The organism is Zhongshania guokunii (assembly GCF_040892635.1).
GTDB classification, from domain to species: Bacteria; Pseudomonadota; Gammaproteobacteria; order Pseudomonadales; family Spongiibacteraceae; genus Spongiibacter; species Spongiibacter guokunii.
Genome location: NZ_JBFRYA010000001.1, coordinates 261,562 through 286,207, shown reverse-complemented (window position 1 = coordinate 286,207; position 24,646 = coordinate 261,562). Strand labels below are relative to the sequence as shown.

General features: G+C 52.1%; 26 protein-coding genes. 9 read left to right on the top strand and 17 right to left on the bottom strand.

Features of this window, described 5'->3' with window-relative positions; genetic code table 11:
* Positions 1–6: 6 nt before the first annotated feature.
* The 9 genes from AB4876_RS01310 to flgB are packed head-to-tail and all read right to left on the bottom strand — an operon-like array spanning position 7 to position 6,710.
* Positions 7–468, bottom strand: coding sequence for a rod-binding protein (locus AB4876_RS01310; RefSeq protein ID WP_368379850.1), 462 nt, complete (start codon positions 466–468; stop codon positions 7–9).
* Between the two features lie 13 nt (positions 469–481).
* Entirely contained in the window at positions 482–1,612 is a 1,131-nt protein-coding gene (locus AB4876_RS01305) for a flagellar basal body P-ring protein FlgI (protein ID WP_368379849.1), read from the bottom strand.
* A gap of 11 nt (positions 1,613–1,623) precedes the next feature.
* Positions 1,624–2,328: a flagellar basal body L-ring protein FlgH gene (gene flgH, locus AB4876_RS01300; RefSeq protein WP_368379848.1), complete on the bottom strand. Its 705-nt coding sequence runs from the start codon at positions 2,326–2,328 to the stop codon at positions 1,624–1,626.
* A 27-nt stretch (positions 2,329–2,355) separates the two neighbouring features.
* A complete protein-coding gene (flgG, locus tag AB4876_RS01295; RefSeq protein WP_368379847.1) occupies positions 2,356–3,141 on the bottom strand; it encodes a flagellar basal-body rod protein FlgG in 786 nt (261 codons plus the stop codon).
* A 13-nt stretch (positions 3,142–3,154) separates the two neighbouring features.
* Positions 3,155–3,898 (bottom strand): flagellar basal body rod protein FlgF, encoded by a 744-nt coding sequence (locus tag AB4876_RS01290; RefSeq protein ID WP_301026618.1) that lies wholly within the window; start codon positions 3,896–3,898, stop codon positions 3,155–3,157.
* A gap of 38 nt (positions 3,899–3,936) precedes the next feature.
* Positions 3,937–5,154, bottom strand: a complete 1,218-nt coding sequence (flgE, locus tag AB4876_RS01285) for a flagellar hook protein FlgE (RefSeq protein ID WP_368379846.1) — start codon at positions 5,152–5,154, stop codon at positions 3,937–3,939.
* A 57-nt stretch (positions 5,155–5,211) separates the two neighbouring features.
* Positions 5,212–5,877, bottom strand: coding sequence for a flagellar hook assembly protein FlgD (locus AB4876_RS01280; RefSeq protein ID WP_368379845.1), 666 nt, complete (start codon positions 5,875–5,877; stop codon positions 5,212–5,214).
* 11 nt (positions 5,878–5,888) lie between these two features.
* A complete protein-coding gene (flgC, locus tag AB4876_RS01275; RefSeq protein WP_368379844.1) occupies positions 5,889–6,290 on the bottom strand; it encodes a flagellar basal body rod protein FlgC in 402 nt (133 codons plus the stop codon).
* Between the two features lie 3 nt (positions 6,291–6,293).
* A complete protein-coding gene (flgB, locus tag AB4876_RS01270) occupies positions 6,294–6,710 on the bottom strand; it encodes a flagellar basal body rod protein FlgB (RefSeq protein ID WP_368379843.1) in 417 nt (138 codons plus the stop codon).
* A 349-nt stretch (positions 6,711–7,059) separates the two neighbouring features.
* On the opposite strand from flgB, the gene flgA reads away from it, so the two are divergent.
* From flgA to AB4876_RS01255, 3 genes are all read left to right on the top strand, one after another.
* Positions 7,060–7,803 carry a flagellar basal body P-ring formation chaperone FlgA gene (flgA, locus tag AB4876_RS01265; RefSeq protein ID WP_368379842.1) on the top strand — a complete coding sequence of 248 codons (744 nt, stop codon included), beginning with the start codon at positions 7,060–7,062 and terminating at the stop codon, positions 7,801–7,803.
* Between the two features lie 103 nt (positions 7,804–7,906).
* Complete coding sequence (gene flgM, locus AB4876_RS01260) at positions 7,907–8,206, top strand: flagellar biosynthesis anti-sigma factor FlgM (RefSeq protein ID WP_368379841.1); 300 nt, start codon at positions 7,907–7,909, stop codon at positions 8,204–8,206.
* Position 8,207: 1 nt separating this feature from the next.
* On the top strand, positions 8,208–8,627 hold the full coding sequence (locus AB4876_RS01255; protein ID WP_368379840.1) for a flagella synthesis protein FlgN: 420 nt from the start codon (positions 8,208–8,210) through the stop codon (positions 8,625–8,627).
* Between the two features lie 51 nt (positions 8,628–8,678).
* Here AB4876_RS01255 and AB4876_RS01250 read toward each other — a convergent pair whose 3' ends face one another.
* Positions 8,679–9,284, bottom strand: a complete 606-nt coding sequence (locus AB4876_RS01250) for a GNAT family N-acetyltransferase (protein WP_368379839.1) — start codon at positions 9,282–9,284, stop codon at positions 8,679–8,681.
* 253 nt (positions 9,285–9,537) lie between these two features.
* Here AB4876_RS01250 and zwf point away from each other — a divergent pair, with 253 nt between their 5' ends.
* On the top strand, positions 9,538–10,998 hold the full coding sequence (zwf, locus tag AB4876_RS01245) for a glucose-6-phosphate dehydrogenase (protein WP_368379838.1): 1,461 nt from the start codon (positions 9,538–9,540) through the stop codon (positions 10,996–10,998).
* The gene (gene pgl / locus AB4876_RS01240) at positions 10,991–11,686 is read left to right on the top strand and encodes a 6-phosphogluconolactonase (RefSeq protein ID WP_368379837.1); all 696 of its coding nucleotides are present in this window, start codon (positions 10,991–10,993) and stop codon (positions 11,684–11,686) included. Before zwf ends, pgl begins: the two co-directional genes overlap by 8 nt.
* A 9-nt stretch (positions 11,687–11,695) precedes the next feature.
* Here pgl and eda read toward each other — a convergent pair whose 3' ends face one another.
* The 4 genes from eda to AB4876_RS01220 form a co-directional block, all read right to left on the bottom strand.
* Positions 11,696–12,322, bottom strand: a complete 627-nt coding sequence (gene eda / locus AB4876_RS01235; protein WP_368379836.1) for a bifunctional 4-hydroxy-2-oxoglutarate aldolase/2-dehydro-3-deoxy-phosphogluconate aldolase — start codon at positions 12,320–12,322, stop codon at positions 11,696–11,698.
* A gap of 124 nt (positions 12,323–12,446) precedes the next feature.
* On the bottom strand, positions 12,447–13,586 hold the full coding sequence (locus AB4876_RS01230; RefSeq protein ID WP_368379835.1) for an ABC transporter permease: 1,140 nt from the start codon (positions 13,584–13,586) through the stop codon (positions 12,447–12,449).
* Positions 13,583–14,512: an ABC transporter ATP-binding protein gene (locus AB4876_RS01225; protein ID WP_368379834.1), complete on the bottom strand. Its 930-nt coding sequence runs from the start codon at positions 14,510–14,512 to the stop codon at positions 13,583–13,585. The genes AB4876_RS01230 and AB4876_RS01225 overlap by 4 nt, the downstream gene beginning before the upstream one ends.
* Positions 14,513–14,521: 9 nt before the next feature.
* Positions 14,522–15,469 carry an HlyD family secretion protein gene (locus AB4876_RS01220; RefSeq protein WP_368379833.1) on the bottom strand — a complete coding sequence of 316 codons (948 nt, stop codon included), beginning with the start codon at positions 15,467–15,469 and terminating at the stop codon, positions 14,522–14,524.
* A gap of 209 nt (positions 15,470–15,678) precedes the next feature.
* Between AB4876_RS01220 and AB4876_RS01215 the strand changes: the two genes are divergently transcribed.
* The 3 genes from AB4876_RS01215 to AB4876_RS01205 all read left to right on the top strand — a co-directional run bounded on the left by AB4876_RS01215 (position 15,679) and on the right by AB4876_RS01205 (position 17,637).
* Positions 15,679–16,152 (top strand): acyl-CoA thioesterase, encoded by a 474-nt coding sequence (locus AB4876_RS01215; RefSeq protein ID WP_368379832.1) that lies wholly within the window; start codon positions 15,679–15,681, stop codon positions 16,150–16,152.
* A gap of 12 nt (positions 16,153–16,164) precedes the next feature.
* The gene (locus AB4876_RS01210; protein ID WP_368379831.1) at positions 16,165–16,761 is read left to right on the top strand and encodes a tRNA-uridine aminocarboxypropyltransferase; all 597 of its coding nucleotides are present in this window, start codon (positions 16,165–16,167) and stop codon (positions 16,759–16,761) included.
* A gap of 138 nt (positions 16,762–16,899) precedes the next feature.
* The gene (locus tag AB4876_RS01205) at positions 16,900–17,637 is read left to right on the top strand and encodes an endonuclease (protein ID WP_368379830.1); all 738 of its coding nucleotides are present in this window, start codon (positions 16,900–16,902) and stop codon (positions 17,635–17,637) included.
* Here the strand turns inward: AB4876_RS01205 and AB4876_RS01200 are convergent.
* Positions 17,629–18,678, bottom strand: coding sequence for a GlxA family transcriptional regulator (locus tag AB4876_RS01200; RefSeq protein WP_368379829.1), 1,050 nt, complete (start codon positions 18,676–18,678; stop codon positions 17,629–17,631). The two genes, AB4876_RS01205 and AB4876_RS01200, sit on opposite strands and share 9 nt — an antisense overlap.
* Positions 18,679–18,773: 95 nt before the next feature.
* On the opposite strand from AB4876_RS01200, the gene AB4876_RS01195 reads away from it, so the two are divergent.
* The gene (locus AB4876_RS01195; RefSeq protein ID WP_368379828.1) at positions 18,774–19,751 is read left to right on the top strand and encodes an NAD(P)H-dependent flavin oxidoreductase; all 978 of its coding nucleotides are present in this window, start codon (positions 18,774–18,776) and stop codon (positions 19,749–19,751) included.
* Between the two features lie 38 nt (positions 19,752–19,789).
* On the opposite strand, the gene AB4876_RS01190 is transcribed toward AB4876_RS01195, so the two are convergent.
* Together AB4876_RS01190 and AB4876_RS01185 are read right to left on the bottom strand one after the other, a co-directional pair.
* On the bottom strand, positions 19,790–20,845 hold the full coding sequence (locus AB4876_RS01190) for a Glu/Leu/Phe/Val family dehydrogenase (protein WP_368379827.1): 1,056 nt from the start codon (positions 20,843–20,845) through the stop codon (positions 19,790–19,792).
* A gap of 33 nt (positions 20,846–20,878) precedes the next feature.
* Positions 20,879–24,361, bottom strand: coding sequence for an indolepyruvate ferredoxin oxidoreductase family protein (locus tag AB4876_RS01185; protein WP_368379826.1), 3,483 nt, complete (start codon positions 24,359–24,361; stop codon positions 20,879–20,881).
* Positions 24,362–24,646: the final 285 nt, after the last annotated feature.

The window sequence follows — 24,646 nt, the reverse complement described above, 5'->3', positions numbered from 1 at the left end:
ATTCATTTACAGTTTATCGGCAGACAAACTGAAATCTTGAATGCTGCTGTTGTGGCTCTGCTTGCTTAGCTGTTGAAGCTTGCTGCGCAACGCCGCGCCCTCGCCACTTATGCCACCCCCGCTACCGTCAGGATTAATGGCTTTAGGACCGCTTACCTCTGAACCATTTGCTTCTGGACCCAAAAGCTGCGCCGAAATTGATTTTGCCATACCAATGCCACCTTGCTCGGCAAGGGTGACCGACAGCTGACTGTCGAGCATTTCTTCGTACATTTTGGTGCTCTCGTCAGAGAACAATCCGCCCTCTGGCACACCGGCGCGCATGCTTTTTAGCATCATTTGCAAAAATAAGGCTTCAAACTGTTTGGCGACCGGCGCAATGGCCTCTTCTTGATTGGCCACCGCGTCGCGGCGCAGCGCGGCCAAACCTGAAAAGTCGTGGTAATTGCTACTGGCTTTAACATCCATCGCCGTCGCTCCTTTAGATCACTAACAGCTCAGCGCGCAGGGCACCGGCTTGGTCTAGGGCTTCGAGAATGGCAACCAAGTCGCTGGGCGCGGCACCAACTTTGTTAATCGCTTTAACAATTTCCTCTAAGGTCACGCCGGCATCTAGCAAGAACATCCGCGAGCCGGTTTCCTGCACGTCAATACTCGACTCCTGTGCCGCCACAGTTTGGCCGCCACTAAAAGCGCCTGGCTGGCTGATATCGACCCGCTCGGTGATCGACACCGTTAAGGAGCCGTGGGTAACGGCCGCCGGCATAACCCGCACATTGCCGCCAATAACGATGGTGCCTGTGCGGGAATTAACCACCACCCTCGCAATCGCCTCAGCGGGCGTAATTTCTAAGGTCTCGAGCATCGAAATAAAGGTTACGCTGCGGTCGGCATTACTGGGACCCATCACCTTAACCGTCGCGGAATCCATAGCACTGGCGGTACCGGCGCCAAATTTGCTGTTAATTTCCTCTACCAGACGATGCGCGGTGGTGAAATCGGCTTTTTTGAGATTCAGCATAATTTCGCCATTGGCCGACATCGCGCTTGGCGCCGCTCGCTCGATAATCGCACCATTGGGAATACGGCCCGCGCTGGGAATATTCACAGTGACTTTAGAGCCATCGGCACCCGCCACACCCAAACCGCCAACCAGCAAACTGCCCTGGGCCACTGCGTAAACCTGACCATCTGCCCCCATCATCGGCGCCATCAACAAGCTACCACCGCGCAAGCTGGCCGAGTTACCAATAGAAGACACAGTTACGTCTAAGGTTTGGCCTGGCTTGGCAAAGGCTGGCAAGCTCGCGTGTACGGTTACCGCCGCCACATTTTTAAGCTGGGGGCTAACGTTATCGGGAATACGCACGCCAAAGCCGGTGAGCATATTGCGAATACTTTGAATGGTGAATTGCGCCTGGCTGGTTTGATCACCAGTGCCGCTAAGACCAACAACCAAGCCGTAGCCCACTAATTGGTTTTCTCGCACACCGGCGACGTTAACTAGGTCTTTAACCCGCTCGGCTTGCGCTAACGGCGCGAAACACACTAGCGCAATACTGCAAACAGCGGCGATTTTGCGCAACGATGAATTTGATTTAAACACTGACATTGCAGCCGTCCTCAAAAGGGTGACAACACAGACTGGAACAAACGCCCCAGCCAACCCATGGAATTAGCGTCGGCCAGCGCACCTTTGCCGCTATAAGTAATACGGGCATCAGCAACCTTGTAAGACGGTATGGCATTGTCGGCACCAATGTCTTCGGGACGGATAACACCTTTAATGCGAATAAACTCTTCACCTTGGTTGATAGTGACCCACTTCTCACCCCGCACTCGCAGGCTGCCATTGCGCAGCACTTCTGACACGGTCACGGTGATACTACCGGTTAAACTATTGCTCTGGGTGCTACTGCCCTGACCAGAGAAATCTTGATCAGACGACACGCCAGTGGTGAGTATCGGTGTGCCGCCGCTGGTGACGCCACGGCCAAACAAGGTCACGGTCGGTACCGAGATATTGCTCTCTTTACCCGTGGCGGTACTTGACGACTTACTGGCGTCGGTTTTCTCTTCGAGAGTGACCGTAATGATGTCGCCGACTTGACGCGCGCGGCGGTCGACAAACAAGGTCATGCCGTAACCAGAGCGGTAGATAGAGCCCATATTTTGGCCATCGTCAGGAGCCACTGGCGGCGCGGCAGATTCGTAGTCGGCAGAGGTATCTTTGGCAGGCGCCGATGAACACGCCGACAGCAGCGCCACCACCAAAACCGCAAATGCAGTCTTGATACGGTTGAGGCCTTGAGTCTGTTGAATGTTCATAAGCATTACCCTGCTATAAATCGCGAATTACAGATTGTTATTCACGTACTGCATCATTTGGTCGCTGGTGGCGATGGCCTTGGAGTTCATCTCGTAGGCGCGCTGGGTTTCAATCATATTCACCAGCTCTTCCACTACGTTTACGTTAGAACCTTCAAGGGCGCCCTGCTGAATCCGACCTAAACCGCTTAAACCAGGTGTGCCGGTTTGTGGCGAGCCGCTAGAGGCCGATTCCATATACAAGTTTTCGCCGCGGGCTTGCAGACCCGATGGATTCACAAAGTCGGCGAGCTGAAAGCTGCCAACCTGCACTGGCGCAGCGCCGCCAGCCAATACCGCGCTCACTACGCCGTCGGAACCAATGGTGATGCTTAAGGTGCCTTGGGGTACGGTCATGCCAGGATCAACCACATTGCCGGTATTGGTAACAATCTGGCCCTGGTCGTCGAGCTGAAAAGAACCATCGCGGGTGTAGGCAATGCTGCCGTCTGGCATTTGCACTTGGAAAAAGCCCTTACCTTCAATGGCAACATCCAAGGAATTATTGGTCTGATTCAAAGTGCCCTGCTGGTGTATTTTTTCTGTAGACACTACCCGCACACCAGTACCGATATGCATGCCGCTTGGCGAACGGGTTTGCTGCGAGGTCTGGCCGCCCACTTGGCGCATGTTTTGATAGAGCAGGTCTTCAAAGGATGCTCGATCACGTTTAAAGCCAGTGGTATTGGCGTTGGCCAAGTTGTTACTGGTTACTTGCATCCGAGTTTGCTGGGCATCGAGACCGGTTTTAGCGACCCATAGTGATGAATTCATAAATAACCCCTTGTTATTCCAAGCGCATTAAGCGGCTGCCGGTTTCAGCAACCGTTTCGGCGGTGCTCATGGCCTTGACCTGCATTTCAAATTGCCGCGCCAGTGAAATCATATTCACCATGGCGTCGACGCTATTCACGTTTGATGCTTCTAAATTACCGGAGCTGATGCGGATATCTGAGGAGGTTGGCGCGCTGCCACCATTGCGCATGCGCATTAAGCCGTCCTCACCCTTCTGCAACTGATTCGGCGCGGCGTCGACCAAGCGAATTCTGTCTACCGTCGACAGTGATTCAGAGCCCTGCCCCAGCGGCACAATCGAAACCGTGCCGTCTTCGCCAATCATCAAGCTTTCGTGCTCGGGAATCGCTACCGGGCCGCCGTCACCCATCACTGGCTGGCCGGCGCCGTTGAGCAGCATGCCGTCGCTAGTAATATGAAAATCACCTCGGCGGCTATAGGCTTCGCTGCCGTCTGGCGCGGTTACCACAAACCAGCCTTTATCGCCGCGAATGGCAACATCCAGCTGGCGGCCGGTGGCCATAATAGAGCCCACCGAGAAATCTGAGGTTTCACCCTGATACACCGAATTAAAACGGGTCGCCATACCAGGGCCTTCAACCTGCTGAGACAGAACGTTCTGGAAATCGCCACGAAAACCCGCCGTGCTCACGTTCGCCAAATTATTGGCGTTAGTGGTTTGGGCCAGCTGCGTATTCTTTGCCGCTGTCATGCCGATATACAGTAATCTGTCCATAAAAACTCCCGATTAATGGCGGCCTAAACCGCCCTCAATTAACGGATATTGATGATCGCTTGGGTTACCGCATCGGCGGTAGAGATCATCTGGGTGTTGGCTTGGAAGTTACGTTGAGCGGTAATCATCTCAACCAACTGCTCGGTCAAATCTACGTTAGAGCTCTCTAGGGCGCCGGATTGCAGCAAACCAAAGTTAGAGGTACCCGCTTCGCCAACCCGTGGACTACCTGACGAAAAGGTCTCTGCCCAAGAGGTGTCACCCTGCTGCTGTAAACCATTGGGGTTGGTGAAACTAGCCATCGCAATTTTACCTAACTGGGTCGACTGACCGTTGGTATAACGAGCCGACACTACACCAGTAGAGGCAACTTCAATGCCAGTTAAGCGACCGGTGGTGAAACCGTCTTGCTGAAGATTATTAACACCAAATTCTTGGCCGTACTGGGTGCTGGCATTAAAGTCGAAAGACAAATTCAAATCCTCCGAGCCCGTACCAGGATCATAGGCTGGATAGGTCACCAAGCCATTTGCGGGTGTCTGCAATACCCCAGCATTACTAAACGAGAGCGTGTTAGCGCCGCCCACGGCATTGTTGTCTACATAGAGCTGCTGGTTCCAGGTATTAGCCGCCGCGTCGCGTACAAAATACAGGGTCGCGGTGTGCTGGGTACCCAATGAGTCGTACACCGTCATGGACGTGGCGTGGTTATAACTGGCCGGCAGAGTTGGATCGAAAGGCGCAACTGTTGGCACTGGTGCATTGGCTGGCAAGTTAACGCCAATCTGGCCGCGCGAGGTTTCTTGGGGCGCATTTTCGTTTACTTCTAACTGTAAATCGCTAAGCGAGCCGGTAGAGAATCCGCCGTTACCCGTTGGTGGAAACACCTGCAGACGCTCCAGATTATTGTTTACCACGAAGCCTTCGCGGTCGACGCTAAAGGCGCCAGCGCGGGTGTATGTCACACCGCCAGAGCCCTTCATGGTGAAGAAGCCTTCACCACTCACCGCGAGATCGAGGTTGTTATCGGTAAAATCAACATTACCCTGGGAGAACTGCTGGGTGATGGTAGCAAGACGAGCACCAGCGCCAGGCGTGGTTTTGGTGACATCGTTATTGGCGGTGGCGTACACATCGGCAAAAGCAGCTCGCGAGCTTTTAAAACCGGTGGTGTTTACGTTGGCAATATTGTGCGCGGTCACATCCAAATGCGATTGCGCTGCGTTTAAACCACTGAGTGCGATACGAAAGCTCATAATGTAACTCCTACTGAGGGAATAGTTTTGTCATTCTCTGAATAGCGCAATCGCAACTCAGCTAATCTCTTTAATTTGTGACAGACTGACCGTACCCAGCCCTTGTACTTGCACCTGAGAACTACCACCGCCCACCGGCACACTGACACTAATGACCCCGCTGCGCATTTCCGTGGTCAGTGCCTCGACTTTGTTGCCGTTTAAATAGTTGGCGCGGATCTGATAATTGCCCGGCGGCATGCGCTCGCCATTTAAGCCAATACCATTCCATTCGAAAGCGCTGGTGCCGGCAGCCTGGGGCCCCATTGGCACCTTGCCAATAACCTCGCCACTGGGCGCCAAAATTTCGATATCTAAGGCCGTGGTGCTGGTGGGCAATTCAACCTGACCTCGCACACTACCGCTGCTAGGCAGCGCAGCAACGCTAGACTCCACGAGCACGTCTTTACCAATCAGCGAGGATGAATCGAGCAGCTGCGCCGAATACAGCGAACCCGTTAGCGCACTGAGGTTTTCGTTCATTTCACTGATGCCACTAACCGAGGTCAACTGGGCCATTTGGCTAATGAATTCGGTGTTGTCCGTGGGTTTGAAAGGATCCTGAGCTTTTAGCTGCTGCAGCATCAACTTCATAAAATCGTCTTGGTCCAGCGACGATGCATCTTTCTTCGTCTTACTGGTCGCGGTCTGCATTTGCAGTTGTTCTAGGGTGCGCACTTCCATTATTCAGACTCCTACTGCTGGCCAAGCTGCAGGGTGCGCAGCATCAAAGTTTTGGTGGTAGAAAAAACTTCAGCGTTATTTTGAAATGAGCGTGATGCCGACATCATATTGGCCATTTCTTCCATGGTGTTGACGTTCGAAGCGTACACATAGCCGTCGACATCAGCTTGAGGATGTCCGGGCTCGTAGCGTTTCATCACTGGCGCATTGCTCTCAACAACGCCAGTTACTGCCACCCCCGCCACTTCGCGCTGCTGGTCCATTACCGTAGAGAACACCGCCTGACGCGAGCGATAGGCCTCGGCCTCGCTACCCGCGACTGAGTCGGCGTTGGCCATATTGCTGGCCACGGTATTAAGACGCATCATTTGCGCATTCATTGCCGATGCGGCGATATCGAGTGGATTAGCCATGATCTATCGGCCTCCCTGAAGTATGGATTTAAGCCCGCTGAGGCGACTGCCCAAAAACGATAGCGTGGCCTGATAGCGCATGGCGTTGTCGGCAAACTCGGCTTGTTCGATATGGCCTTCAACCGTGTTGCCGTCTAGCGATGGCTGATAGGGCTGACGATATTTCAAAGACGCCGCTAAAGCGTCGGCACTGCCATCGGCGCGGCGCTGGTGGCCCGCGCTGGTCACTTTTAGCGCCAGGGTTGGTTGATCCCTAGCTGCCGCTGAATTTGATAAAGCAGTGCGAAAATCAATATCCTGCGCCTTGTAGCCAGGGGTATCGGCATTGGCAATATTGGCGGCCAAGACTTCGTTGCGCTTTTGCCGCAACAGCAGTGCTTGCTCGTGAACGCCTAAGGCTTTATCAAAATTAATCGCCATTTTCTTACCATTTCGCTAAAGTTATTCGGTTTGCAGCCGTTAATCGGTTCAAGGCAGGTTTTCTGCTTTTTGCCGCTTTTGCAATGGATCAAGGCAAAGGCCGTGCCATATAATTTAGTTGTTATTTTTCAATAACTTAAAATCATCAAATTGGGTCACTGCCAAAATAACGGCAAGTTTTTGCCGCTGATCGGCAAAAATCCGGCAAGTGCCATCCGCTTTATTTTTTATACCCCCCGCACGCCACTCAATAAGCAGCAGCCAATCTAGTCACTTATCTAGCAACCAAGACTGGCACAGGCATTGCAGTTATCGACTTACCGACAAATCTTTGACGCGAGCGAATGCAATGAGTGGATTAACAGCCATGGGCCAATACACAACCATGAAAACCACTGCCCCCTGCAAACTGCTATTGGGTATCGCCCTCTGCGTGTTCAGCGCAGCCAGTAGCGGCGCGCCTAGCGAAAGCCACAGCCGGATTGCCGCTACGGCCGAGAACTATATTGCCAGCCGTCATCCTTGGCAGCAGCTCAGCACCATCATCACCGCGCAAAAACTCGACCCCCGCACCAAGCTCAGCAGCTGCCCAGGCAAGCTCCAAGCGTTCTTATCAAGTGGTGCCAAGATCAAACGCAGAACAACTGTTGGCGTGCGCTGTACCGCCGGCGCCAAACCGTGGAAGATTTATTTACCGGTTACCGTAGAGGCCTACGCCAAAGTCATGGTTGCTCGGCACCCCATAGCACCGGGCACCACCATTAGCGCTGGCGACGTGAGCTGGGCAAAACGTGATATCACCAGCCTTGGCTACGGCTATTTACAGTCTTTGGGCGATAAGGGTGGCTATCAAAGCCGCCAGAGTATTGCCCAGGGCGCGGTGCTCACCCCGAATATGGTTAGCGCCAGTAGCATTGTGAATAAGGGGCAGCGCGTTCAACTAAATAGCAGCGATGGTCCCGTTAGCGTGAGCATGATGGGCATAGCCATGCAAGACGGCGCCCTAGGCAGCCGGATACTGGTCAAAAACCTCAATTCCGGCAAGCAGTTAGAGGGTGTTGTAACATCCGAAAACAGCGTCGCTCTCAATTGAGTGATCGGGACAAGTCCCCATGCGCTGCAACGTAAATTCGTGCTAAAGTTCTACCAGATAGTGCCGATACCACAGGCGAAAGCTATTTAAAGAGGATATAAAAATGGTTGACCGTATAGATGGCTCGTCACTGAGTCAGGCCCGCAAGCTAGATGGTGGGCGTACCGGTGCCAGCAAATCAGACAGCACTGTAGCCAGCCCTGCTGCTGCCGACACAGCAAAAGCGCCCCAAGTGGAAACCCCACTAGTGGAGCGCACCCGCGCCCAGGTAAATAGCAGCGACGGCATTGACCGCCAAAAGGTCGAGGCGATTAAAACTGCAATTCGCAATGGTGAATTCACCATCGACGCCAATAAAGTGGCAGCAGCGCTAGTTAATATGGAAGCCCTAACCGGCAGCTGATATGAGCAATGAACTGAGCGACGTACTGCATACCATTCACAGCGAGGCCCAGCGCTTAGAATCACTGCTGGGCGAAGAAGCCCTGATTTTAAAGTTAGCGCGGGAACCTGAGCAGCTGGAGGCGGTAGTTCAGCAGAAGATGGACTTGGTTCAGAATCTCGAGCTTTTAGAAGTGCGGCGCCGGCAGTTAGTCAGTGGCACTGCCGACACCGCGCTAGAAACGCTATGGCAAGAAGCTTTAAACACCCTCAGTCGCTGCCAAGCTTTAAACACCCAAGCTGGCGCCGACATTGCTAGCCAAGCGCGATACGGTAAGCGAGCATTAGAAATTTTGGGGGCCAGCAATAACGACACCCCTATTTATGGCGCCAGTGGCGAAACTCCCAGCACACTCGGTGGCCAACAGCTCGGCAAGGCCTGAGCTGCGTATTTCGAGAACTGTAGCCCTCCCCCCTAATTCACTTCTTCATATTCACAAAACACCGTCAAGTGACTTTTCCATGTAGAGGTGGTTGTCTAATACGCTGTTATAGCTTTTATTGCGTTTTACAATTTTAAAACCCATTTGCTGATATAGACGCAAGGCGCCAGCATTTAATTCCGCGACATCTAAACTCAAAACGGGATAACCGAGTTCGACTGCCCGCGCATCCATGAAATTAATGAGCTGCGCCGCGATGCCTGTGCCCCGCCACTGAGGATTGACCGCAATATGGCACAAGTAGTAACAGCCTTTACGTGGCGGCTTCACCAGACGCAGTTCAAACAATAAGCCCTTTGCAATACCCCGCAAGCCGTACTGAGTAAAAATCGCCTTGGCATTACCTATAAACGTACCGTCGTGGCTCGGTTTATCAAAGCCGCCAATCGTGGCGATCACCTGACCGTCTCGCTCGTACACAAAATGATGACGGTAACTGAACATGGTCGCCGATTTAGCAAACTCAGCGCCTAAAAACTCACGAACATCTGGACCGTGAGCGCGATTAAAAATATGCTCAAAGGCAACCGGCCCCGACAAAAAAACCAAACTGGTAGCGGCTAGGTTGTCATCACTCTGAGCAGGCCGAATTAACATGTTTTTCTCCAAGAATATGGGCGCCGAAAGCGAATTTGGTTTTTTATACCATACTTAATCCGAGCACTGGTGTTTCACACTGTGTGTTGCACGCCACGGCGCTGTAGCACACAGGTTTAACATCGCCTAGCGGTATGAATGACCAGATAAAAGCTCTATGCTAAAAATACCGAGATACTCGGCGCCAATACTAATCAACGTGTACTCAATAACGCCTATTACATTGCAATAAGCCATATTAAAGAGTGAAGCGATGACCCAAAGCCAATCAGCTCAACTTGTTATTTTCGGTGGCACCGGCGATCTCGCCCTGCGCAAGCTGCAACCCGCCCTTTACAAATTACAGCGCGAAGGCTTTCTAGATAACGTCTGCTCGATTATGGCACTGGGCCGAGCCGACATTAGCCATGACGATTACCGCAAACAAGTAAAAACCAAAATGCGCGAATTTTTACCCGCGCATTTTTGGGACGAGCAGCACTGGCAGAATTTTGCTGCCAAGCTCTGCTATGTCAGCTTGGATGTAAATTGCCTTAAAGACTATCATCGCCTCAGCGATTCGATTAACCAGCACGCGGACGCGGCCACCGTTTTTTACCTGGCCACTCATTCTACTTTGTACACGAGCATTTGCCGAAATCTACACAGCATTGGCATTGTTAACGGTCAGTCGAGAGTTGTATTAGAAAAGCCGCTGGGCCACGACTTAGCCAGCTGTACCGAAATTAACCACGAAGTACTGCAGGTCTTCCCAGAGAAAAACATTTTCCGAATTGACCATTATCTTGGCAAGGAAACGGTCCAAAATTTACTGGTGCTGCGCTTTGGCAATGCCCTATTTGGCCCGCTCTGGAATAGCCAATATATCGACAATATTCAAATTACCGTGGCCGAAGATATTGGCGTTGAGGGCCGTGGCGACTTTTACGCCAAAACTGGGGCGCTGCGCGATATGGTACAAAACCACCTTTTACAGCTTTTATGTTTAGTGGCGATGGAGCCGCCCGCCAATCTGCGCGCGGATACGATTCGTGATGAAAAAGTAAAAGTACTGCAAGCTCTTAGACCAATCACTGCCGCCAATGTTAAAGCTAAAACCGTGCGCGGCCAATATATTGCGGGCGCAGTAAACGCCGCCCCCGTCGCTGCCTTTCTCGACGAAACCGGCTTTGAAGACAGCGAAACCACCGAGACCTTTGTCGCCTTGCAAGCCGACCTCCACAATTGGCGCTGGGAGGGCACGCCCTTTTATTTGCGCACCGGCAAGCGCTTGAGCAGACGTTTTTCTGAGATTGTTGTTGAGCTAAAAAAACATCCTTTTAGCTTATTTGAAGGCGACCCCAACGACCTGCCCAATAAGTTGGTAATACGCTTGCAGCCTGAAGAAAACATTACCCTATACAAGGTCAACAAAAAGCCCGGCTTAGGCCGTCAATTAAAGTTGGAACAAGTTGAATTAAATCTGGATGCAGATTTACACGATGAACTACAGGCCCATGAAGCTTATGAGCGACTATTATTAGATGTACTAGAGGGCGACCAAACCCTGTTTATGCGCCGCGACGAGGTGGAGGCCTGCTGGGCGTGGGTAGACAGTATTATTAGCGCGTGGCAGGAAGCAGGTATTAAGCCCAAAACCTATGCGGCCGGCTCTATGGGGCCTAACGCTGCGCTCGCACTACCAGAAAAACACGGGAGAAGCTGGCATGAATAATAAACCCACCCTGATCTTACTGCCCAACCGCGACGAACTAAATACCGTGTTGAGCAATGATATTGGCAAATATTTAAATGCCGTGCTGAGCAAACACAAAGCGGCCAGCCTCGCAGTGTCTGGCGGTTCGACTCCTGCCGAAATGCTCACCCTACTTGGCAAGCAAACACTGGACTGGCCTAAAATTCAAACCTTGCTGGTTGACGATCGCTGGCTCGGAGAGAGTCATCACGACAGCAACCAAGCCATGCTTAATAAAACCCTATTCAGCGGTCTTGCTGCCAATAGCCGCTACCTGCCCCTAAAAAACGAAGCCGCCGATGTAAATGATGGTCAATATGCCTGCGAAGAGCAGTTAACTGAGCTGACGTGGCCGCTGAGCGTCGTTCATCTTGGCATGGGTAATGATGGTCACACCGCCTCGTGGTTTCACGACGCCCCAGAATACCCAATGCTAATGGCCGCCCACGAACAGCACTGCACTGCGGTTCACCCTGGTGCCGCACCCTACTCTCGAATATCGTTAACCCCAGCGGCAGTGTTGAACAGCGAGCGCATTGTGATTCAGGTATTTGGTAAGGCCAAGCGCGATGTGCTGGAGCGCGCGCTGGCCAAAGACGCCGACTTCCCTATTTCGATGGTGCTACACCAGCAGCGCGTACCCGTCGACATATACTGGGCGCCGTAATCAGCGTAGCTAAAGTGACCGCTGGTATAGGCTTTTTAACATTGCTAAATAGCCTTTGCGGTCTTTCGCCAGAGCCTCTTCACTGGGCACAATCCAGCTACCACCCACGCAGTGCACATTGGGCAGCGCTAGGTAGTCGTGGTAGTTCGCTTGGCTTATGCCCCCTGTTGGGCAGAACACCGCATCAGGAAAGGGGCCCGCCAGGGATTTTAACAAGGTGACGCCGCCAATTGCCTCCGCGGGATACAATTTAAAAACACGGTGTTCTTCGGCCATCGCAGCCATGATTTCTGTTGCGGTAGCCACACCAGGAATATAGGTGGTGAGGGTTTTATGGGCCAGCATCGACAGCTCGCGGGAAAAACCCGGACTGATAACAAAATCGGCTTCATCAACGGCGCGCAACATTTGTCTGCGATTTAGCACCGTACCTACGCCAATCCGCGCGTTTGGCATTAGGTCTCTACATAGTTTGACCATTTGCCATGCGTCGGTATGGCGCAAAGTTACCTCAACCGCTGGCACCCCCGCCTCGGCAAATAATTCGGCACAAGCCTTGGCATGATCCAGCGATTTGAACTGTGCTACCGGCATTACCGGCGCGGTTTTATTGACTATCGTCAGTGCATCGTTCATCTAGCGGGTCCTTTACATCTGTATTTCTTAACAAAAGAATACTCTACACGCCTGTCGCGCTAGGGTCGATGCTGGAATCTTAAGAGCTCTGTAGTGGTCTAGAGCGACATCATATTTCCGTCGTTTAATCTAAGGTGCGCTTATAGCGCAGCATGGCCACAGAGCTAACTACCAGCATAAATACCAAGATGGCCGCCAAGTCGTAAACCAATTCTTGGATGCCCGCGCCTTTAAGCATGATACCCCGCACTACCCGCAAAAAATGGGTAAGGGGTAACACCTCCCCAATCATTTGCGCCCAGTGCGGCATACCGCGAAACGGAAACATAAAGCCAGACAAAAGAATCGAGGGCAGAAAGAAAAAGAAAGTCAGCTGCATCGATTGAATTTGCGACTGAGCAATCGTCGAAAAAGTAAAACCCAGTGCGAGATTCGCCAAAATAAAAATTGCCACGCTTAAGACCAGCAAGGCGATACTGCCAATAAACGGCACCGCAAACAGCCAGTGGGCCACCACCAACACAATCACGGTTTGCACCGAACCCACACCGACATAGGGCAGAATTTTGCCGATCATTACCTCAAAGGGCGAACCTGGCATGGCCAGTAAATTTTCCATAGTGCCGCGCTCAGTCTCGCGGGTCATCGCCATGCCGGTAATCATCACTAGCGTCATGGTTAGAATAACCCCCAACAAGCCCGGCACAATGTTGTATTGGGTTATGCCCTCGGGGTTGTAACGGGGATGCACCACCAAATCTACCGCGCCCTTACCGGCCTGCAAATGCGCCAGTGGGCCAGTCAAATCTTTGAGCAGCGCCTGATTGACGATAGTCGATAAGCGCCCCAAAGCATTAGACGCCGCAACCGGATCAGTCGCGTCTGCCGACACCAATAGTTGCGGCCGCTCACCGCGAATTAATTGGCGACTAAAGCCCGCCGGAATTTCGACAATAAAAACCACTTTGCCGCTCGCCAGTAGGTAATCACTGGCGCGGGGGTCACTATTATTAGTACTAATATCAAAGTACTCGGAGTTTTCCAAACCGCTAAGAATACTGCGCACCACTGGCGTGTACTCCGCGGCATACACCGCCGTGGGCAAGTGTTTGGGGTCGGTGTTTATTGCGTAGCCAAATAGCACCAATTCTAAAATAGGTATGGCCAGCATCACCGCAAAGGTCAGCCGGTCGCGACGCATTTGGATGAGTTCTTTGATAAATACCGCGTTAATCCGCGCCAGACTGCGGCCGAAGCGCATCATCGGTGGGCCCTCTTATCGCCACCGCTCTGCTCCATTAGTGCTATAAATACATCTTCCAAACTGGGTTTAATTTCCTGCCACCCATAGCCTTGATCTGCGACCCTGGCGACTGCCGCTTCTAATGCCACGCGGTCGTGGCCACTAATATGCAACGCAGCGCCGTAATACGCCGCGTGTTCGATTCCAGGCTGCACGGCCATCAGTGGCTCTATACCTCGCACGCCCCTGCCCTCGGCCCGGAAGCTCACCAGCCCAGATTGGTCAATAATATCTGGGACGCTGCCCTCGGTAATTAATTTGCCGTGAGCTAGATACACAATATGATCGCAGCGCTCGGCCTCGTCCATGTAATGGGTCGACACCAGCACCGTCATGCCTTGATTAGACAGGCGATGAATTTGATCCCAAAAATCCCGCCGCGCCTGAGGGTCTACGCCAGCTGTCGGTTCATCTAAAAGCAATAACTTAGGTTTATGCATGGTAACGGCGGCGAGCGCCAAGCGCTGTTTCCAGCCGCCAGACAAGGCCCCCGCAAGTTGATGTTGCCGGTGAACTAGGCCGAGCACTGCCAGGGTTTCATCTACGCACTGCCGCCTCTTGTCGAGCTGATAGATACGTGCGACAAAGTCTAGATTCTCGCGCACGCTAAGATCTGCCCAAAAGGAAAATTTTTGGGTCATATAGCCTGTTTGGCGACGAATGGCCTCGGCCTCACGGCGCAAGTCAAAGCCAAGGCAACTACCCTCACCGGCACTAGGCTTTAACAAACCGCAGAGCATGCGAATGGTGGTGGTTTTACCCGAGCCATTGGGGCCGAGAAAGCCCCACACTTGGCCGCGAGGCATTTGTAAATCAACATCACTCACAGCGGCCTTGCTGGCAAAATGCTTACTTAAGCCCCGCACGTCGATGGCTAGCTCACTCATAGCAGCCACTCATAACAAGCTCACATCAACCGGCTGACCGGCGTGTAAGCCGCTATTTGGCGGCAAGCGCGCCTCCACCATAAACACCAGTTTCTCGCGGTTGGCGACGCTGTAAATTACTGGCGGCGTAAATTCTACTTGTTCAGCTAAATAGGACACCGTTGCGCTAAGTATTTCAGGATTGCCGTCTTGATGAATACTCACCACTGTACCCGGCGCAAACTCCACGACCCGGGACTGGGGAATAAAAAAACGAATTTTTAGGCCGTTGGCGGGCAAAAGTGCCAGCGCCGGTGCGCCAGCGGGCAATTGTTCGCCTTGGCGATAATACACCGCAGTAACTAAGCCTGCTTGGCGCGCAACAAGGCTACGCTGCTCAAAACGCCACTGCGCTTTTGCCAGCACTGCTTCAGCAGCGTTTGCAGCCGCTTTGGCCGCAATCAAGGCCTCTTCTCGCGCCGCCAACTTAGCAACACCAATACTCGCTGTGGCGCTATCGACCCGCGCTTTGGCCGCCGAATATTCAGCACTTGCTTTATCCAGCACCGCTTCAGACGTCGCACCTTTGCTTAGTAAATCGCGCAGTCGGCGCAACTCTATATCGGCGAGCGTTAAACTAGTTTTGGCTTCCGCAAGCTGCGCATCCAGACGCTTTAGCTCTTCTGGCCGCGCGCCGCTTTGTAAATCTCGCCATTGCGCTTGAGCCGCGGCCGCACGCTGCGTCGCTTCTGCCAGATCAAAAGCCTGCCGTTCATTGTCTAGGCTCAACAGCACTTGCTCAGCACTTACACGATCACCTTCACTGACGGCGCTACTTGTAATCCAGCCAGTTTCTAGGCTGCTGATATAAATATATTCAGCTTCCACATACCCAGTAAGGCCACTACGTGCGCTGTCGCCGCTACAGCCGGCAAATAACATCGCAAACAGCACCAGCATGCATTCACGTTTTCTCACCGTGTAACTCCTTGTTATGTATTCCCAGCCTGCCAGACCTTGCTGCTAATAAACAGCTCTCGCTGCTACAAGCAATCTTAGCCTATATCACCCGCAAACTAACTTTTCTCAGAAATGAGGCTTCATCGCGTATTTTAAAATCGACGTGGCTATATGCCTCAGTCAGGGTAAAATTGACGCCACATGCGAATCGCGAGCCCCGTCAAACCATGGCAAAAAAAACCGATCCCAGCTTATTACTAGCAGAAACCTACCCATTCACCGTGAGTATAGACACTCAGTTTGGTGATATGGACGCCTATGCTCATCTCAACAATTTAGCAATCGCTGGCTTTTATGAAAGCGCCCGCGCCCGTATGCAACTCCACATCACGGGCCGCAAAGATTTTTTCAAACCCGACTCCGCCGATAAAATCCTATTGATCGAAGCTCGTCTGCAGTACCTCGCCGAGGGCCACTACCCCGAGCCCGTCGAGATCCGCACGGGTATCGGCCATATTGGCAATAGCTCTTACCGGCTACATCAAGCCTTGTTTCAAACAGCCAAATGTATCGGTTTATGCGAAGCGGTAATGATCTATACCCTTAATGGCAAACCCAGCAGCATTCCCGATGATATGCGGAAAATCCTTGAATCCCAACGCATTGCCAACTTTGCGAGCAAGCCCATTCACTGCGATTAACAGGCCTATAACGTGAGTAAACGACAGCTCTGCCCCCAATGCGAGCGCCCCCTGCGCACCTGCCTATGCGATGTTATGGTGGTGCGCGACTGCGCTTACCGTCTCTTTATTCTGCAAGACCCCAAGGAAGCTAAGCACGCATTATCATCTGCACCACTGCTCGCTAAATCAGTCATTGGCGCCCAGCTTATTGTTGGCGAAACCTTTGAGCCTGTGCTAATTCTCGGCGAAAATTGGCAGCGCGACAGCGTATTAATTTTTCCAGATGAGAACAGCATAAGCGTCGCCAACATTCACCCCAATACAATTAAAAATCTTATTTTGCTCGATGGTACTTGGCGAAAAGTTACCCGCTTGATGCATTTAAATCCGTGGTTAAACACCTTACCCCGTTTTGCTATTACCGCTCACAATAATAGCCAATATAAAATAAGACGCTCGCCCCGCGCTGACGGCCTGTCGACAATAGAAGCTGGAGTGTGTGCGCTAAACGAACTCCATGCGCCGCAAGATTACTCCAATATTTTACTGGCGTTTAATAAAATGATCGATTTGCAAATTGAGGCAATGGGAACCGAAACATTCAATAGCAACTATAGCGAGCACTGACCCCCGCCAAAACCGAAACACTTATTTTCATCCTTAAAACAAAAATCTAACAACAGTATTAATTCGCACTGATCTCACTTATATTGCCCGCCCCGCTGCGCCGGAAAACCCGTCGCACCACAAATATAAGGTTTTTTTGTGCCCAGAGTTACGTTCCTTGTTCTATTACTAATCTTCCACCTACCGAGCTTTGCCACTAACAACACCCCTCCGAAAAGCTTTTCAGCAGCCAAAAAAAGCTTAATTCGTCTTTATAAAAACGAACAAGCAGAGCAGAGCTTCTACTGCGACTGCAGCTACTCTGAACAAAAAGTAGGCGGTAAAAACAAACTATTAGCCCATCACAAAAGCTGTGCCTACACACCCCGAAAAAATGCCAAGCGCGCAGCCAGAATCGAATGGGAGCACATCGTCTCGGCTTGGGAGTTTGGTCATCAGCTACAGTGCTGGCAAACAGGCGGTCGCAAGGCTTGTCGAAAAGACCCTATATTTAAAGCCATGGAAGCAGACGTTTTCAACTTGGTGCCTGCCATTGGTGAAGTCAATGGCGACCGCTCAAATTTTGGGTTTGGCATGGTAAGCGGCGAGGCCCGCGCCTATGGTGCCTGTGATATTGAAATCGCCTTTAAAGAGCGGCGTGCCGAGCCCCGACCAGATATCCGCGGCGATATCGCCCGCAGTTATTTCTATATGGCCAAGCAATATGGTTTAAAAATAAGCAAAAAAAATCTCCAGCTTTACGAGGCTTGGGCGAGACAGGACCCTGTCTCCGAGCAGGAGCTGCGACTTGCTCGAGCCAAAGCTAAGTTGATGGGCTGGCGCAACCCATTTATTGACGTAGCGCCAACAGTAGCGATTAGTCAGCCACTACATTGAGCTTATTTGCTCGCCACGCGGAGCAAGACCAAATTTCATGCGATAAGCGCGGGGACTTAATCCGGTTTTACGCTGAAAGAGACGGGTAAACGAACTAGTATCGGCATAGCCAATCCGCAGCATGACCGCGTCGGTAGACAGGCTGGTGGCTTCAAATAATTTCTTAGCCGCCTCAATTCGGAGGTTTTGCAAATAACTATTGGGGGTGTCGCCCACAGCCTCTTTGAAGCGCCGCATCAGGGTTCGAGAGCTGATGCAAAACCGCTGCGCCAAGCGTTCCAAAGAAAAGGCATCACTCAGATTTTTTTCTAAGTAATCTTGAATTTCTAGCATAAGCGAATCGCTGTGCTGCTTCTGTCGGGGCAGAATAAGATACGGTGCCTGCTGGGTTAAATTGGTATCTACCAGCAAGGTTCGCGCGCATTGCGAGGCTACCGCCCGGCCCATATACCGCTCGACCATAATCAGTGCGGCCAACATTTCGGCGCCATTGGCGCCACCGGTCAGCAAACGTCCTTCGTCGACCACCAATTGATCGGCCTTTAATGTAATTTCGGGATAGCGCTGGCGAAATTGTTCAGCAAGCCACCAGCTGGTGGTGGCGCTGTGACCATTGAGTAAACCGCTTTCCGCCAAAATAAAGCTGCCTGTGCAGTGGGTGCAGATAATGCAGTTATTAGCGTATTGTTTTACCAGCCAGTTAATAATCTCACTCAGGGATTCCAGCTTTTTATTCAATTCTCTACCGCCAGGATAGGCCATTGCTGGCACGACGATAATGCTGCCCGTCTCAAGATCGACAAAAGGGCCGTCTACCGCAATTTTAAGATGGGATGCGGTAACAACTGGCTCGCCGCCTAAGGATAAGGTTTGCCATTCAAACTCACCCTCCCTACCCTGATACTGCTCTCGCCAATGGGCGTTAGCGACCATATACAAGTCTTGGGGGTTGGACAAACTACCGGCATAGCAGCCCTCGTAGGCAATAACGTAAACCTTGGCCACTGCAAATTTCTCCACTGCAAAAGTAGTTAGTGTCACTATCAACACTTTTAATGTCAATACTGACACTACCCCCGCGACGCAATAAGCCCTAAAGTGACACTTCGATTTCACCGATAAGAGTGTTTAGCACTATGAGTCTTCCCAAGCTACTGGAAAACCGCCTTCGCCTACCCGCCGTGGTCGCCCCCATGTTTTTGGCCTCGGGGCCGGAGCTAGTAATAGAAACCTGCAAGGCTGGCATGGTCGGCTCCTTTCCCGCATTAAACCAACGCAGCAGTGAAGGTTTTGAAGAGTGGTTAGTCAGTATTAATACTGCCCTGCAAGCCCATGAGCAAGCTACTGGTGAAAAACCAGCCCCCTTCGCAGTTAATTTGATTGTGCACAAAACTAATCCTCGCCTAAGTGCAGATTTAGCGCTGTGTGTTAAGCATCAGGTGCCCATTATTATCACCTCGCTGGGCGCCGCCAAAGAAGTGATTGACGCCGTGCACGGCTACGGTGGCCTGGTTTTTCACGACGTAATTAACGCCCGTCACGCTCGCAAAGCGGCAGGTGCTGGGGTAGATGGATTGATAGCCGTTAGCGCCGGTGCCGGTGGCCACGCAGGCAGCACCAACCCCTTTGCCTTAGTCGCAGAGATACGTGAATTTTTTGATAAAACGCTGTTATTGGCCGGTGCGATTTCGCGGGGCAATGATATTGCCGCGGCCCAAGCAATGGGCGCCGATCTTGCCTATATGGGCACCCGCTTCATCAACACCCAAGAGAGTTTGGTACAGCCTGAATACAAGCAGATGATTGTCGACAGCGGCTCTAGTGACATCGTTTACACCCCAAATATATCTGGTGTATTTGCCAACTTTTTGAAGCCCAGCATCGTTAATGCCGGCCTCGACCCAAATAAACTAGAAGCGCCAAGCCACATCGACTTTGGCGAAGAATTAACCACCGACGCTGACAATAAAAGCGGCGAAAAAACTGGTGGCGCATGGAAAGAGATTTGGTCTGCCGGTCAGGGTGTGGGCGCCATTCACGACACGCCGTCAACCAAAGACCTGATTCAAAAGCTGGAACAGGAATACCGCGCCGCTACCGCGCAGTTCCGCTAAGCAAGTAAGAAAAACCGGTATATCATCGCTGCGGCTTTTTAGGCCGCAGCGATTTTTACTGGTGTAAGAAAGCGCTCTTCGGCAAGCAATTCTGCCACCCGCGCAGTCGTTTCACCGCTTTGTTCGGCGCGGCGAAAAATGCGCTGTAATGTATTGCCGATTGTCTCGACCTGCGCGGCGGACTTGTCTGAAGAGCCCTCTGCCCGCTGATAGTACACATCAATAATGCCCCCCGCGTTAATCACGAAGTCTGGGGCGTATAAAATACCCAACTGACGCAACTGCTCTCCCTGAATAGGATTCGCTAGTTGATTATTTGCGGCGCCCGCAACAATACCGGCCTTAATCACTCCCACGGTTTGCTCATCAAGCACCGCCCCCATTGCACAGGGTGCCAGTACATCTACATCCATACTCAGCAGCTCGCCAACGGCAACAGGCTTAGCACCCAATACTTTAGCTAGGGTTAAATTGGCGGCGTTAATATCAGCAATAAACACCTCAGCCCCCGCCTCTACTAGCAGCGCCGTTAAATGGCGGCCCACCGAGCCCGCGCCTTGAACAGCCACTCGCACGTCGCGCAGCGAATTCGCTTTATGGCGAAACGCCAAGGCCGCCTTAATTCCGCAAAACACACCCTGCGCAGTGTAGGGCGAGGGATCACCGCCAAAACGGCTACCCTCCATCACGCCCGAAACATAACTGGTGCGCTCGCCAATAACTTTCATGTCGGCAACGCCGGTGCCGGAATCTTCAGCCGTAATATATTGTCCGCTCAAGCCCTCGATAAACTCGCCCATCGCCAATAGCAGCTGGCGGCTTTTCTGATTGGCCGGATCGCCAATAATCACCGCCTTGCCGCCGCCCAAGGGCAGGCCCGCCAAGGCTGATTTATAGCTCATGCCCCGCGACAGACGCAACACGTCTTCTAGCGCCTGCTCATCAGAGGCATAGGGGTAAAACCGACAACCGCCTAAGGCTGGCCCTAAGTTGGTATTATGCACCGCAATTATGGCACGCAAGCCGCTGCGGGCATCGTCCTTAAAGGCCACCAGCTCATGACCGTCAAAGGAAGGCGAATTAAACACTGTCATTACGTTCTCCTTGTACCACAAAGCAACTAGCAATCAGGCGGCATTGCCTACATCGACTAATTGCACAACATCGCCCCGCAGCCGCCCAAGCAATTGCTGACGGCGCACGCGGTATTGAGCAATCGCTTGCTCTTTTACGTGGCCAAAACCCCGAACTTCGTCGACCAAAGCAATAATTTCAGTAATGGGTGCCAAGTTATCGGCGTTGATTTGGCCAATAAAACTATCTAGGTCTTGCTGAAACTCGGCGAGCAAAGCTCGTTCATCTTTGCGCTCGGCGCTGTAGCCAAAAATATCCCAAGCACTGCCGCGCAGGCCTTTAAGCTTTGCCAAGTAGCTAAATGCCGTGAACATCCACGCTGAAAACACCCGTTTTTTGGGCAAGCCGTCGCGACCACGTTTAGAGAAGATGGGCGGCGCCAAATGAAACTGCAGCTTAAAATCGCCATCGAAACTGGCTTTGAGCTTTTTCATAAAATCGCCATCGCTGTACAGCCGCGCGACTTCGTACTCGTCTTTATAGCTCATCAGTTTATGCAGCGAGCGCGCTACCGCCTCTGTTAAGTCGCCGGCTGCGCCGCTCACTTCAAGTTCTTTGGAGCGCACTTGCTCGACCCTACGACGAAAGTCTTGAGCATAGGCAAGATTTTGGTACTTAATTAAATGCTGGTAACGGAATTCGATAATGTCATCGAGGTTTTCTAGGGGCTGCCATTGCTCTACCGCCACACCAGCGGCGGCCATTACTGCGGCCATATTGTCGACCGCGCGACGCCCCCACAAGAAGGCTTGCTGATTAAACGCTACCGCGACACCATTGAGTTTAATCGCGTGCTCAATCGCTTCTGAGCTGATCGGCACATAGCCTTTCTGAAAGGCATAACCCAGCATAAAGAAGTTAGTCGCCAAACTGTCGCCCAGTAAATGACTGGCGATTTCTGAGGCCTGAATAAAATCAACCTTGCCCTCGCCCACTTCGGTAACTATGAGCCGCTTCATGGTATCGGCGGGGAATTGGGCATCGCGGTGATAAACAAAATCGGCAGTGGTCATCTCGGTATCGTTAATCACAGCAAAACTGCGCTCGATATTGACCTTGGCGATAGCCTCATCGGAACTCGACACCACCAAATCGCAGCCTAGTAACAGATCGGCATCACCCGCCGGAATACGCACTGCATTGATGTCTTCCTGATGATTGGCAACCCGTAAATGGCTGACCACTGGGCCGAATTTTTGCGCGAGACCAGTTTGATTCATAGTCGCGCAGCCCTTGCCTTCAACATGGGCGGCCATGGCTAACACCGCGGTAATGGTGAGCACACCCGTGCCGCCAATGCCGGTTACCACTAAATTCCACGGGGTATTTAAGCTGGGCAGGGTCGGCTCTTGTAATGCCCCAAAGCCATCGGCACTGGCGGTATTCACGCTTTGCTTTTTAAGCCCGCCGCCTATCACCGACACAAAACTCGGACAGAATCCATTAACGCAGGAGTAATCTTTATTACAGGCGCTTTGGTCGATTTGGCGCTTACGGCCCAGCTCGGTTTCTTTTGGCAATACCGACAGGCAGTTGGATTTTTTACCGCAGTCGCCACAGCCTTCGCACACCGCCTCGTTAATAAAAATACGGCGATCGGGATCGACCATGGTGCCTTTTTTGCGGCGCCGACGTTTTTCTGCCGCGCAGGTTTGCTCGTAAATCAGCACCGACACGCCTTCGATCTCGCGCAGCTCTTCTTCAATACTGAGTAAGTCGTCGCGGTGATTAACGCTTAATCCCGCTTCGCCGGGCGTGTCATATTGTTCTGGATGATCAGACACCAGCGCAATGCGCTTTATGCCCTCGCCGCGCAATTGCAAAATTAACTGCGCTACCGACAAGCTGCCATCAATAGGTTGACCGCCGGTCATGGCAACGGCGTCGTTATACAAAATTTTGTAGGTGATATTGACCCCAGCGGCAACGGACTGGCGAATAGCCAAGCTGCCGGAGTGGAAATAAGTGCCGTCGCCGAGGTTCTGAAAAACGTGCTTATTCTCGGTAAAGGCCGCCTGCCCTACCCAGGTCACCCCTTCGCCGCCCATTTGAGTAAAGGTGATTGCTGGCCGCGAGGGCATCCACGTACTCATATAATGGCAGCCAATGCCGCCAAGGGCGATGCTGCCCTCGGGCACTTGGGTAGAGGTATTGTGAGGACAACCAGAACAGTAATGGGGCGTGCGATTGATAACGCCCTGTTTATTGGCAATCGACTGCTCTTTTTGATTGTAAAAATTGAGGCGCTTTTCGATTTCTTCGCTTTTGTAAAAACGACGAATTCGCGAGGCAATGGCACGCGCCACCATGGCCGGAGTTAGCTCACTGAGGTTGGGCAGTAAGTCTGCGCCGTGCTCGTCAAACTCGCCAATCACACGGGGGCGATCTTCCACCGGCCAGTTATACAATTGGCCGGTAATTTGGTCTTCAATAATCGAGCGTTTTTCCTCGACCACCAGGATTTCTTCCAGTCCTCGCGCAAATTCGTGGGTGGTTTCCGGCTCCAGCGGCCAGGGCATGGCAACTTTATACACCCGCAGCCCGATGGCGGCGGCTTGTTGCTGGTCGATACCCAAATCTTCGAGTGCCTGCAAAACATCGAGATAGGCCTTGCCGCTGGTCACAATACCGAGGCGCGCTTTAGGGCTGTCGATCACAATGCGATTGAGATTATTGGCCCGCGCAAACGCCCGCGCCGCATAGATCTTGTATTTATTAAGGCGCTTTTCCTGCGCCAGTGGCGAGTCTGGCCAGCGAGCGTGTACGCCGTCTTCTGGCATTTCAAAGTCTTCTGGTAAAATAATGTTTACCCTGTGCGCATCTATCACCGCTGATATTGCCGAATCCATATTCTCGGTAATGGCCTTAAAGCCCACCCAGCAGCCGGCATAGCGCGATAGCTCCCAGCCGAAAATACCAAGGTCTAAAACCTCTTGCACATTGGCGGGCGCCAAAACCGGAATTGAGGCGCCCATAAACATATGTTCTGACTGATGCGGTAATGTCGATGACTTAGCGGCGTGGTCGTCCCCCGCCACCGCCAATACCCCGCCATAACGCGAGGTGCCCACCGCGTTGGCGTGTTTGATCACATCCATGCTGCGATCAACCCCTGGGCCCTTGCCGTACCACATGCCAAATACACCGTCGTATTTAGCACCGGGGAATAAGCCAACTTCTTGGCTGCCGCGCACGGCCGTCGCCGCCATGTCTTCATTCACGCCGGGCACAAACTGAATATGGTGTTTATCGAGATAGGGCTTGGCCTGCCACAAGGCCTGATCGAGATTACCCAGTGGCGAGCCGCGATAGCCAGAGATAAAGCCCGCCGTATTTAAACCGCGCTCTACGTCCCGCTGATGCTGAAGCATGGGCAGCCTAACCAAGGCCTCGATACCAGTCATATAGGCACGGGTACTGTCGAGGCGATACTTATCTTCAAGGGATATGTTTAATGCAAATTTAGACAGGGCCATAATCGACACTTCCTGTTATTAACGCCGCAACAGCTTTAATAACAGTCTAGACCCAGCTTGGCGAAGATTTTATTTTAAACACGGCTAGCATCAAATATTTTTGCTTAAATAATGCTCTAAAATGATATTTTGAGTCTAAAAAATACCATTAACAGTCAGAATAAAGCAACTGAATACCAAAATAGACAATCAGCGACGTTGACTAACCAAAAAACGCCTAAGTGGAGGAAATGAGCCTACCAAAACTCAAAACACCCGCGGCCATGCAATGAGCGCGGGTGTTTT

Coding starts and splice junctions, on each gene's coding strand:
- AB4876_RS01310 (WP_368379850.1), bottom strand. CDS start 468: ATGGATGTTAAAGCCAGTAGCAATTACCACGACTTTTCAGGTTTGGCC.
- AB4876_RS01280 (WP_368379845.1), bottom strand. CDS start 5,877: ATGGAAGTGCGCACCCTAGAACAACTGCAAATGCAGACCGCGACCAGT.
- AB4876_RS01225 (WP_368379834.1), bottom strand. CDS start 14,512: ATGAGTGAGCTAGCCATCGACGTGCGGGGCTTAAGTAAGCATTTTGCC.
- AB4876_RS01290 (WP_301026618.1), bottom strand. CDS start 3,898: ATGGACAGATTACTGTATATCGGCATGACAGCGGCAAAGAATACGCAG.
- AB4876_RS01215 (WP_368379832.1), top strand. CDS start 15,679: ATGGCAAAAAAAACCGATCCCAGCTTATTACTAGCAGAAACCTACCCA.
- AB4876_RS01190 (WP_368379827.1), bottom strand. CDS start 20,845: ATGACAGTGTTTAATTCGCCTTCCTTTGACGGTCATGAGCTGGTGGCC.
- flgB (WP_368379843.1), bottom strand. CDS start 6,710: ATGGCGATTAATTTTGATAAAGCCTTAGGCGTTCACGAGCAAGCACTG.
- flgG (WP_368379847.1), bottom strand. CDS start 3,141: ATGAATTCATCACTATGGGTCGCTAAAACCGGTCTCGATGCCCAGCAA.
- AB4876_RS01250 (WP_368379839.1), bottom strand. CDS start 9,284: ATGTTAATTCGGCCTGCTCAGAGTGATGACAACCTAGCCGCTACCAGT.
- flgM (WP_368379841.1), top strand. CDS start 7,907: ATGGTTGACCGTATAGATGGCTCGTCACTGAGTCAGGCCCGCAAGCTA.
- AB4876_RS01230 (WP_368379835.1), bottom strand. CDS start 13,586: ATGATGCGCTTCGGCCGCAGTCTGGCGCGGATTAACGCGGTATTTATC.
- AB4876_RS01255 (WP_368379840.1), top strand. CDS start 8,208: ATGAGCAATGAACTGAGCGACGTACTGCATACCATTCACAGCGAGGCC.
- flgH (WP_368379848.1), bottom strand. CDS start 2,328: ATGAACATTCAACAGACTCAAGGCCTCAACCGTATCAAGACTGCATTT.
- AB4876_RS01305 (WP_368379849.1), bottom strand. CDS start 1,612: ATGTCAGTGTTTAAATCAAATTCATCGTTGCGCAAAATCGCCGCTGTT.
- zwf (WP_368379838.1), top strand. CDS start 9,538: ATGACCCAAAGCCAATCAGCTCAACTTGTTATTTTCGGTGGCACCGGC.
- pgl (WP_368379837.1), top strand. CDS start 10,991: ATGAATAATAAACCCACCCTGATCTTACTGCCCAACCGCGACGAACTA.
- AB4876_RS01195 (WP_368379828.1), top strand. CDS start 18,774: ATGAGTCTTCCCAAGCTACTGGAAAACCGCCTTCGCCTACCCGCCGTG.
- flgC (WP_368379844.1), bottom strand. CDS start 6,290: ATGGCTAATCCACTCGATATCGCCGCATCGGCAATGAATGCGCAAATG.
- flgE (WP_368379846.1), bottom strand. CDS start 5,154: ATGAGCTTTCGTATCGCACTCAGTGGTTTAAACGCAGCGCAATCGCAT.
- flgA (WP_368379842.1), top strand. CDS start 7,060: ATGAGTGGATTAACAGCCATGGGCCAATACACAACCATGAAAACCACT.
- eda (WP_368379836.1), bottom strand. CDS start 12,322: ATGAACGATGCACTGACGATAGTCAATAAAACCGCGCCGGTAATGCCG.
- AB4876_RS01185 (WP_368379826.1), bottom strand. CDS start 24,361: ATGGCCCTGTCTAAATTTGCATTAAACATATCCCTTGAAGATAAGTAT.